This is a genomic window from Roseivivax isoporae LMG 25204 (assembly GCF_000521865.1).
Classification (GTDB): Bacteria; Pseudomonadota; Alphaproteobacteria; order Rhodobacterales; family Rhodobacteraceae; genus Roseivivax; species Roseivivax isoporae.
In genome coordinates this window covers 123,674-132,865 of record NZ_JAME01000010.1, presented here as the reverse complement: position 1 = coordinate 132,865, position 9,192 = coordinate 123,674, and the positions used below count along the sequence as shown (strand labels likewise).

Sequence of the window (9,192 nt, the reverse complement as noted above, 5' to 3'; positions counted from 1 at the left end):
GGCGGCGACAACGTGCCCTATGGTACCGGAGCCGCGGTGCGCGGGGCGGCGGAGTAGCGACATGGCGGGACGGACAGGCAATCCGGACGGGCGCGGGGAGGGCGGCATGATCCTGCCCCGCACACCGTCCCTCAGGCTCGACGGCCGCAGGGCGCTGGTGACCGGCGCCTCGTCGGGCATCGGCCTCGGCTGCGCGGGGGCTCTCGCCGAGGCGGGCGCGCACGTCACCTGCGTGGCGCGCCGCGCAGGTCCCCTCGACGCGGCGGTCGCGGCGCTGCGGGCCGAGGGCTGGCAGGCGGAGGCGCGCACGGCGGACGTGGCCGATCTCGACGCTCTCGACGCCCTCTTCGACGCGCCGGCCGACGTGGTGGTGAACGCCGCAGGCCTCGCGCGGCACGGTCCCGCGCTCGACACCGAGCCGGCGGATTTCGACGCGGTGATGGACGTGAACCTGCGCGCCGCCTACTTCCTGTCGCAGCGCGCGGCCCGCGCGCTGAAGGCCGCGGGACGCGGCGGGTCCATCGTGCATGTCTCCTCGCAGATGGGGCATGTGGGCGGCGTCGACCGCGCCGTCTACTGCGCCTCGAAGCACGCGCTCGAAGGCATGGTGAAGGCCATGGCGATCGAGTGGGGGGCGCTCGGCATCCGCATCAACACGCTCTGCCCGACCTTCATCCGCACGCCTCTGACCGAGGCGACCTTTGCCGATCCGGCGCGGCGCGCCTGGATCGAGGACCGCATCAAGCTCGGCCGCGCAGGTGTGGTCGAGGACATCATGGGCGCGGTGCTCTACCTGGCCTCGGATGCCTCGGCGCTGGTCACCGGCACGCATCTGACCGTCGACGGCGGCTGGACCGCGGACTAGGCGCGGCTCACGCCCCCATTTCGGGGCCGAGTTCCGCCATGGTGCGCGCGAGGCCCTGCCGCATGTGCGCGTCGAGATGGTCGAGCATCGCGGACAGGTCTTCGCCGCAGGCGAGCCGCACGTAGGTGTCGTGGCTTTCCCGCCGCGGCCCGGCCCGGCCATGCGCGCGCTGGTGCATCGAGAAGTAGAAGTTCACGTGCGGGCGCATGCCCTCCCAGCTCCGCCGCAGGAGGTCGTGCCCGCTCATCTCGTAGCACCAGGCGTGCAGGTGCAACTCGCGGTCGATCGCCTCGACCGGGTCGCCGCCCGTCTCGATCACCTCGATGAGCCGGGCGTTGCGCGCGGCGAGATCGGCGAGCGCCGCATCGGTGCGCCGGTTCCAGAGGAGCTCGAAGGCGAAGCGCTCGAGCGTGGTGCGCAGCGAGTAGAGCTCCTCGAGATCCCGGCGCGAGATCGAGCGCACGCGGATACCCTTGTAGGGCTCGCTGATCACCAGGCGCGCCTCCACGAGCTCGCGCACGGCCTCGCGGATCGAGCCCCGGCCGACCCCCAGCGCCTCGGTCAGCTCGCGCTCGGTCAGCCGCTGGCCGGGCAGGAAATTGCCGCCGACGATGTGATGCGCGAGCCGCTGCGCCACCCTGCTGCGCAGGGTGTCATGCGTCACGGGTTCGAGCGGTTTCGCGTCCGTCTGCATGCCGTCGGAACCTCGGGGTTGCGTCCGGTGCGCACAGTCCCCGATCCGTGCGACGCCATCAAGTGTTGACATCGCACGATCCGAGTGTCTGATTGTCGGACAATAAAAGCGGCCGGATCGCGGCCACGCCCGGACCCGCCCGGGTCCCTGTCCAGCACCCACGGAGGTTCCATGACCCATCAGCGCACCCGCATGCTCGGCCTCGTCGCCGGCGCTGGCCTGCTAGCCGGCGGCCCCGCCGCGGCGCAGGAATTCATCACCATCGGCACGGCCGGCCAGACCGGGCTCTACTACGTGGTCGGCCAGTCGATCTGCCGGCTGGTGAACCGGCGCGCGGACGACAACGGCCTCAGCTGCACCGCCTCGGCCACGGGCGGGTCGATCGCGAACCTGAACGGCATCGCCAGCGGCGACCTCGATTTCGGGATCGTGCAGTCCGACTGGCAGTACCACGCCGTGAACGGCACGAGCACCTTCGCCGATGCCGGGCCGAACGAAAACCTGCGCGCGATCTTCTCGGCGCATGCCGACGTGGTCACGGTGGTGGCGCGCGCTGACAGCGGCATCGAGACCCTGCAGGACCTGCCGGGCCACCGGGTGAACATCGGCAATCCGGGCTCGGGCTCGCGCGCCACGGCCGAGGTCCTGCTCGAGACCGTGGGCATCGACGTCGGGTCGTTCTCGCTCGCCTCCGAGCTGCAATCGTCGGAACAGAGCGCCGCGCTCTGCGACAACCGGATCGACGCGATGATGTTCTCGGCCGGCCATCCCGTCGGCAACATCAAGGAGGCGACGGTGTCCTGCGACACCCGCTTCCTGCAGATCGACGCCCCGGAGGTCGAGGCGATGATCGCCGAGACGCCCTACTATTCCGCCGCAACGATCCCTGCCGGCCTCTACGAGGGGCAGGAGGACGAGATCCGCTCCTACGGGCCGCTCGCGACCTTCGTGACCTCGACCGACACCTCGGACGAGGCGGTCTACGCGGTGGTCAAGGCGGTCTTCGACAATTTCGACCGCTTCCGAGACCTGCACCCGGCCTTCGCCAATCTCGAGAAGCAGGACATGATCACGCGCGGCATCATCGCGCCGCTGCATCCCGGGGCCGAGCGCTACTATCGCGAACAGGGCTGGATGTAAGTCCTGCCGCCGCCGCACCGACCGCCGGTGCGGCGGCCGATCCCGAAGCCAGAGAAGGGCCCCGCATGACCGACGCGCCGCACGCCAGCCATTCGACCCACGACGCCGCCGCGGACGACCGCAACCGCGACATCCTGATCTACGTGAACGGCGAGCTCGTGCACCGCGACGAGGCCAAGGTGTCGGTCTACGACAGCGGCTTCATGCTGGGTGACGGGATGTGGGAGGGGATGCGGCTCTACAACGGTCAGTGGGCCTTCTTCGACGAGCACATGGACCGCTTCTTCGCCTCCTGCAAGGCGGTGTCGCTCGATCCGGGCCTGACGCGGGAGGGGGTGCTCGAGGCGCTGAACCGCACCGCCGAGGCGAACGGCATGACCTCGGACGCGCATTGCCGGCTCATGGTCACGCGCGGGGTGAAGGACAAGCCGTTCCAGCATCCCGCGCTCAGCCGGTCCGGACCGACCGTGGTCATCATCGCCGAGCATTCGAAACCCGCGGAGAGCCTGCAGGCGCGGGGCATCCGGCTGGCGACCGTGCCGCAGGTGCGCGGCCTGCCGAACAGCCAGGACCCCAAGTTCAACTCGCATTCCAAGCTCAACTGCGTGATCGCCTGCCTGCAGGCCGAGGCGGCGGGCGCGGACGAGGCGCTGATGCTCGATCCGCATGGCTTCGTGAACACCACGAATGCCTGCAACTTCTTCGTGGTGCGCAAGGGCGAGGTTTGGACCTCGACGGGCGACTACTGCATGAACGGGGTGACGCGCGCCAAGGTGATCGCGCTCTGCCGCGCGAACGGCATCCCTGTCTTCGAGAAGAACTTCTCGCTCTACGAGGCCTACGGCGCGGACGAGGCGTTCCTGACCGGGACCTTCGGTGCGCAGACGCCCGTCGCCTCGATCGACGGCAAGCCCATCGGCGACGGCGACCGCCCGGTCACCGCGCGCATCCGCGCGCTCTACAAGGCGCTGGTGGCCGAGGTCACCGGCGGCTAGGCCGTGAGCGCGTCGGCGACCGCGGCACCGATGGCGAGCGACGAGGTCAGGCCCGGGCTCTCGATCCCGAAGAGGTTCACGAGCCCGGGCACGCCGTGCCGCGCCTCGGTCTGGATGTCGAAATCGAAGAAGCCCGCGCCGGGGCCTTTCAGCTTGGTGCGCACGCCGCTGTAATCGGGTTCGAGGCGGCCGTCGGGCAGGCCCGGCCAGTAGCGGCGGATGGCCTCCTCGAAGGCCCGCGCGCGGGCCGGATCCACGCAGTAGTCGATCTCGTCGGGCATCGTGCCCTCGGGCAGCCAGTCGACATCGGGGCCGAAGCGCACGGCGCCACCGAGGTCGAGCGTCGCGTGCACGCCGAGACCCCCGTCGACCGGCACCGGGTAGATCAGGTGCGAGAAAGGCGCGCGCCCCGTGAGACGGAAATAGGAGCCCTTGGCGAGCCATTGCCGTGGCACGGACCGCGCCGGCAGCCCCTCGATGGCGGCGGCGAGCGCCGGCGCCCAGAAGCCCGCCGCGTTGACGAGCCGGCGGGCGCGGAGCGTCGCCGGATCCGCGCCGCCGGTGGCGATGCGGAACCCGTCGCCCGACAGCTCGGCCGACACGAAGGGCGTGCGCAGGACGACCATGCCGCCACGGTCCTCGAGGACCGCGATGAGCCGCAGGAGGTAGCCGTGCGCGTCGAAGATGCCGGTCTCGGGCGACCAGAGCGCGGCCGTCGCCGCCACGTCCGGTTCGCGCGCGGCGCATTCGGCGCGCGACAGGAGGCGCAGGCCCTCGACCCCGTTCGCGCGCCCGAGCGCGTGGATCTCGGCGAGCCGCGCCTCCTCGGCCGCATCGGTCGCCACGACGAGCTTGCCGCACTTGCGGTAATCCACGCCGGTGCGGTCCATGAAGGCGTAGAGCAGGCGCCGTCCCTCGACGCAGAACCGGTGCTTCAGGCTGTCGGTCGGGTAGTAAAGGCCCGCATGCACGACCTCGCTGTTGCGCGCGGTGGTGACCTCGCCCGGCCGCGCGCCGGCCTCGATCACGAGGACCGACTGTCCGCGCTCGGCCAGCGTCGCCGCGATGGCGAGCCCGACCGCGCCCGCGCCGACCACCACCGTGTCGAAATCGAAGCTGTCCACCCTGCGTCTCCGTCCGTGCATCCCGGATGTGCGAAGGCATAGCGCCGATCCGCGCCGCGTGCGAGCCTCGTCGAGGCCACGGTCAGGTGATCGCGGAATCGTCGCCGAAGACGCGCGTCCAGCCCACGGCGATCACCGCCTTCATCGCCTCCTGCGCGGCGGTGGCGTCGCCGTCCGCGATCGCCTGGGCGATACGCTGGTGGCCGTCGCAGATGCGGCTCTGCTGGCCGGGTTTCGGCTCGGGCGACGAGCGGCGCAGCAGCGACAGCAAGGCCGCGCCCACCAGCGAGACGACCGAGTAGAGGAACGCGTTGTCGGCCGCGTCGAACACCGCGCGATGGAACTCGAGATCGGCGACGGAGAAGTCGACCTCGTTGCCTGCCCGCCGCATCGCGGTCACGCAGTCGAAGAGCCGCGCCACGTCCGCCGCCGTGGCCTTGCGCGCGGCGAGCCCCGCCGCGTGCGGCTCGAAGGCGAGGCGCATCTCGAAGAGCTGCTTGTAGAACGCGTCCGAGGGTTCGCCGTCGAGATGCCAGCGCAGCACCTGCTCGTCGAACATGTTCCACGCGTTGCGCGGCCGGACACGGGTGCCGACGCGCGCCTTCGCCACGATCATGCCCTTCGCCGCCAGCGTCTTGAGCGCCTCGCGCAGGACGGTGCGCGAGACGCCGAAGGTCTCGACCAGTTCCTCGTCGCGGGGCAGCAGTTCCCCGGGGGCCGGGTCGCCCGCGGTGATCGCGCGGCCCAGCCCCTCGACCACGCGGCCGTGGTTGCCGCCGAGCTCGCGCCGCATCGGGTCGAGGCGTTCGAGGAGCCGCGTCATGTGGCCGACACGGCGCCGCGCCCGTGGCCGAGCATCAGCAGGCCCTTCTGCAGCAGGATGAAGAGGAGAAGCAGCATGCCGATCACGATCTTGGTCCACCAGCTCGAGAGCGAGCCGTCGAAGACGATATAGGTCTGGATCAGTCCCATGGTCAGCACGCCGATCAGCGTGCCGAACACGTAGCCCGATCCCCCGGTGAGGAGCGTACCGCCGATCACCACCGCCGCGATGGCGGTGAGCTCCGTCCCCACGGTGGCGAGCGGGTAGCCCGAGCCCGTGTAGATCGAGAAGACGATGCCGGAAAGCCCTGCCATGAACCCCGAGAACGCGTAGATCAGCACCGTCGTGCGGCCGATCGAGACGCCCATCAGCCGCGCCGTCGGTGCGCCGCCGCCGAGCGCGAGCACCGCCGTGCCGAACCGCGTCCGGTGGGCGAGGATCATCCCGGCGAGGACCGACAGGAGCATCGTCGCGCCGATCACCGTCAGCCGCCCGCCGCCCGGCAGGCGCTGGTAGCTGCGCAGCATGTCGTAGAAGTCGTGGTCGATGGGCACGCTGTCGATGGTCAGCATGTAGGCCGCCCCGCGGGCGAGGAACATGCCCGCGAGCGTCACGATGAAGGGCGGCATGGCGAGCCCGTGGATGAGCCCGCCCATCGCCGCGCCGAAGGCCGTCGTCGTGGCGAGCAGGAGCGCGAAGACCGCGAGCGGGTGCAGCCCGGTGTCGCGCAGCAGGACCGCGATGAAGACCCCGGCGAACGCGATGACCGATCCGACCGACAGGTCGATGCCGCCCGACAGGATCACGACCGTCATGCCGACCGCAACGATGCCGAGATAGGCGTTGTCGGTCAGCAGGTTGCCCAGAACCCGCGTCGACAGCATCGCGGGGAACTGCAGGTAGCAGACGAGGTAGGCCGCGAGGAAGATCGCGATCGTGGCGTAGAGCGGCAGCAGGCGGGACGTCATTCGGTGGCCTTTTCGGTTCGGGCGACCCCGGCCGCGCGCGGCGCGCGCAGGCCGAAGCCCGGCAGGCCGGGCCCGAGCCGCGGCGATTGCAGCACGAGGATGATGACCACGAGCCCGGCCTTGATCACGAGGTTGAACTCGGACGGGAAGCCCGCGAGCAGGATGCCGGTGTCGATGGTCTGGATGACCAGCGCCCCGAGGATCGACGCGGCGACCGAGAAGCGCCCGCCGAGAAGCGACGTGCCCCCGATCACCACCGCGAGGATCGCGTCGAGCTCGAGCCAGAGGCCCGCGTTGTTGGCGTCCGCCCCGCGGATGTCGGCGGCGACCACGATGCCCGCGATGGCGGCGCAGAGGCCCGAGGCCACGTAGACCGCGATCAGCAGGACGCGCGCGTTGACCCCGGCCAGGGCGCTTGCCGGCCGGTTGATGCCGATCGCCTCGATCAGGAGCCCGAGCGCCGTGCGCCGGACGAGGAGGCCCACCGCCACCCCGGTCACGATCCAGATGAGGATCGGCGTCGGCACGCCGACCACGTCGCCCGCGCCGAAGAACGCGAGGCCCTCGTGGCTGAAGGTCAGGATGCGCCCCTCGGTGATCATCTGCGCCACGCCGCGCCCCGCGACCATGAGGATCAGCGTGGCGACGATGGGCTGGATCCCGAAGAGCGCCACCAGCACCCCGTTCCAGAGACCGCAGAGGAGCCCGGCGCCGAGCCCGAGCGCCAGCGCCGCGCCGAGCCCCAGCCCGTTCGATACCGCCCAGGCGGATGCCGCGCCGCAGATCGCCATGACCGCGCCAACCGACAGGTCGATCCCGCGCGTCGCGATCACCAGAGTCATTCCGACCGCCAGCAGCGCGACGGGCGCGCCGCGCTTCAGCACGTCGACCGCGCTGCCGACGAGCCGGCCGTCCGCGATCTCGACGGCGAGGAAGCCCGGGAAGAAGGCCGAGACCAGCGCCACCACGGCGGCCAGCGTGACCAGTTGCGGGGCGAGGCGGCGCAGGCCCTGGCTCATGCTCTGGCTCCTTCGGGATCGGCGTCGGGGCGGGCGATGGCCTGCACGATCCGGTCGGTGCAGATGTCCTCGCCCACGAGTTCGGAGACGTGCCTCCGGTCGCGGACAACGATCACGCGGTCCGAGGCGGCGATGAGCTCGTCGAGTTCCGACGAGATGAGCAGGATCGACATGCCCGCATCGGTGAGGTCGCCCACGAGCCTCAGGATCTCGGCATGCGCGCCCACGTCGATGCCGCGCGTCGGCTCGTCGAGGATCAGGAAGCGCGGGTTCATGGCAAGCCATCGCGCCAGAACCACCTTCTGCTGGTTGCCGCCCGACAGCAGGCCCACGGCCTTTTCCGGGTCGGCCGGCCGGATGTCGAGGCGGCGGATGTAGTCCTCGGCCAGCCGGCGCGCCTCGGCGCGGGGCAGGGGCCGTGCCCAGCCGCGCCGGGCCTGCAGCGCGAGCGCGATGTTCTCGCGCACCGACAGGTCCGCGACGATCCCGTCGGTCTTGCGGTCCTCGGGGGCATAGCCGAAGCCCGCGGCGATGGCCGCGCGCGGCGAGCGCAGTTCGACCGCGGTTCCGTCGGGCTCGCGCAGGGCCCCACGGTCGGCGGGCGTGCGGCCGAAGAGCACGTCGCCGGTCTCGGTCCGGCCCGAGCCCAGCAGCCCCGCGAGGCCGATCACCTCGCCCCGGCGCACGGTGAGGTCAAAGGGCGCGATCCGGCCGCGCCGCCCGAGTCCCTCTGCCCGCAGCATCGCCGGGCCGTCCCGCTGCACGCCGCGGCGCGCTTCGGCCATCTCGAGCTCGTGGCCGAGCATGTGGTGGATGAGCTCGACGCGGTTCAGCGCCGCGGTGCCGGCGGTCACGATGTGCCGGCCGTTGCGCAGGACCGTGACCCGGTCGGTCAGGTCGAACACCTGGTCGAGGAAATGCGAGATGAAGATGATGCCGAGCCCGCGCGCCCGCAGGCCGCGCACGACCTCGAACAGCGTCTCGGTCTCGCGCGCATCGAGGCTCGCGGTCGGCTCGTCGAGGATCAGCACCTTGCCCGACAGCGCGACCGCGCGGGCGATCGCCACGATCTGCTGGACCGCCACCGGGTAGGCGCCGAGCTCCCGCGCGACGTCGACATGGTCGAGCCCGTAGCCCGCGAGCATCTCGCGCGCCTCCTCATGCATGCGCCGCCGCGACACCATGCCGAAGCGCACGGGCTGGCGGCCGAAGGTCAGGTTCTCGGCCACGGTGAGGTTCGGCAGGAGGTTGACCTCCTGGTAGACGGTGCCGATGCCGAGCGCCTGCGCCTCCTGGGTCGAGCCGGGCGAGATCGGCTGCCCGTCGAGCGCGATCTGCCCGCCGTCGCGCGCATGCATGCCGGTCAGGCACTTGATGAGCGTGGATTTTCCCGCCCCGTTCTCGCCGAGGAGCGCATGCACCTCGCCCGCGGCGAGATCGAACCGCACGCCGTCGAGCGCGACGGTGCCGGGAAAGGTCTTGGTCAGGTCGCGGATGGTCAGGAGCATCGGCCGCCCTTTGTCGAAACGCGGGGGGACGCGGCGCCCGTGCGGGGCGCCGCGCC

At 71.3% G+C, this 9,192-nt stretch carries 9 protein-coding genes; 3 read left to right on the top strand and 6 right to left on the bottom strand.

Features of this window, described 5'->3' with window-relative positions; translation table 11 throughout:
• The first annotated feature begins 106 nt into the window (after window positions 1–106).
• The gene (locus RISW2_RS08680) at window positions 107–865 is read left to right on the top strand and encodes an SDR family NAD(P)-dependent oxidoreductase (protein ID WP_043769221.1); all 759 of its coding nucleotides are present in this window, start codon (window positions 107–109) and stop codon (window positions 863–865) included.
• 7 nt (window positions 866–872) lie between these two features.
• On the opposite strand, the gene RISW2_RS08675 is transcribed toward RISW2_RS08680, so the two are convergent.
• Entirely contained in the window at window positions 873–1,559 is a 687-nt protein-coding gene (locus tag RISW2_RS08675; RefSeq protein WP_043769160.1) for a GntR family transcriptional regulator, read from the bottom strand.
• 171 nt (window positions 1,560–1,730) lie between these two features.
• On the opposite strand from RISW2_RS08675, the gene RISW2_RS08670 reads away from it, so the two are divergent.
• Complete coding sequence (locus tag RISW2_RS08670; protein WP_043769157.1) at window positions 1,731–2,699, top strand: TAXI family TRAP transporter solute-binding subunit; 969 nt, start codon at window positions 1,731–1,733, stop codon at window positions 2,697–2,699.
• Window positions 2,700–2,764: 65 nt separating this feature from the next.
• Window positions 2,765–3,694: a D-amino acid aminotransferase gene (locus tag RISW2_RS08665; RefSeq protein ID WP_043769155.1), complete on the top strand. Its 930-nt coding sequence runs from the start codon at window positions 2,765–2,767 to the stop codon at window positions 3,692–3,694.
• Here RISW2_RS08665 and RISW2_RS08660 read toward each other — a convergent pair.
• From RISW2_RS08660 to RISW2_RS08640, 5 genes are all read right to left on the bottom strand, one after another.
• Window positions 3,691–4,818 carry an NAD(P)/FAD-dependent oxidoreductase gene (locus RISW2_RS08660; protein WP_244437532.1) on the bottom strand — a complete coding sequence of 376 codons (1,128 nt, stop codon included), beginning with the start codon at window positions 4,816–4,818 and terminating at the stop codon, window positions 3,691–3,693. The genes RISW2_RS08665 and RISW2_RS08660 overlap by 4 nt on opposite strands.
• An 82-nt stretch (window positions 4,819–4,900) precedes the next feature.
• Window positions 4,901–5,641 carry a FadR/GntR family transcriptional regulator gene (locus tag RISW2_RS08655; RefSeq protein ID WP_211238686.1) on the bottom strand — a complete coding sequence of 247 codons (741 nt, stop codon included), beginning with the start codon at window positions 5,639–5,641 and terminating at the stop codon, window positions 4,901–4,903.
• Complete coding sequence (gene yjfF / locus RISW2_RS08650) at window positions 5,638–6,609, bottom strand: galactofuranose ABC transporter, permease protein YjfF (RefSeq protein WP_043769151.1); 972 nt, start codon at window positions 6,607–6,609, stop codon at window positions 5,638–5,640. The genes RISW2_RS08655 and yjfF overlap by 4 nt, the downstream gene beginning before the upstream one ends.
• A complete protein-coding gene (locus RISW2_RS08645) occupies window positions 6,606–7,628 on the bottom strand; it encodes an ABC transporter permease (RefSeq protein WP_043769149.1) in 1,023 nt (340 codons plus the stop codon). Before RISW2_RS08645 ends, yjfF begins: the two co-directional genes overlap by 4 nt.
• Window positions 7,625–9,136, bottom strand: a complete 1,512-nt coding sequence (locus RISW2_RS08640; RefSeq protein ID WP_051491880.1) for a sugar ABC transporter ATP-binding protein — start codon at window positions 9,134–9,136, stop codon at window positions 7,625–7,627. Before RISW2_RS08640 ends, RISW2_RS08645 begins: the two co-directional genes overlap by 4 nt.
• Window positions 9,137–9,192 lie beyond the last annotated feature (56 nt).

Bases quoted from the DNA above. Each gene is read 5' to 3' on its own strand.
- RISW2_RS08680 (WP_043769221.1), top strand. From the start codon at position 107: ATGATCCTGCCCCGCACACCGTCCCTCAGGCTCGACGGCCGCAGGGCG.
- RISW2_RS08675 (WP_043769160.1), bottom strand. From the start codon at position 1,559: ATGCAGACGGACGCGAAACCGCTCGAACCCGTGACGCATGACACCCTG.
- RISW2_RS08670 (WP_043769157.1), top strand. From the start codon at position 1,731: ATGACCCATCAGCGCACCCGCATGCTCGGCCTCGTCGCCGGCGCTGGC.
- RISW2_RS08665 (WP_043769155.1), top strand. From the start codon at position 2,765: ATGACCGACGCGCCGCACGCCAGCCATTCGACCCACGACGCCGCCGCG.
- RISW2_RS08655 (WP_211238686.1), bottom strand. From the start codon at position 5,641: ATGACGCGGCTCCTCGAACGCCTCGACCCGATGCGGCGCGAGCTCGGC.
- yjfF (WP_043769151.1), bottom strand. From the start codon at position 6,609: ATGACGTCCCGCCTGCTGCCGCTCTACGCCACGATCGCGATCTTCCTC.
- RISW2_RS08645 (WP_043769149.1), bottom strand. From the start codon at position 7,628: ATGAGCCAGGGCCTGCGCCGCCTCGCCCCGCAACTGGTCACGCTGGCC.
- RISW2_RS08640 (WP_051491880.1), bottom strand. From the start codon at position 9,136: ATGCTCCTGACCATCCGCGACCTGACCAAGACCTTTCCCGGCACCGTC.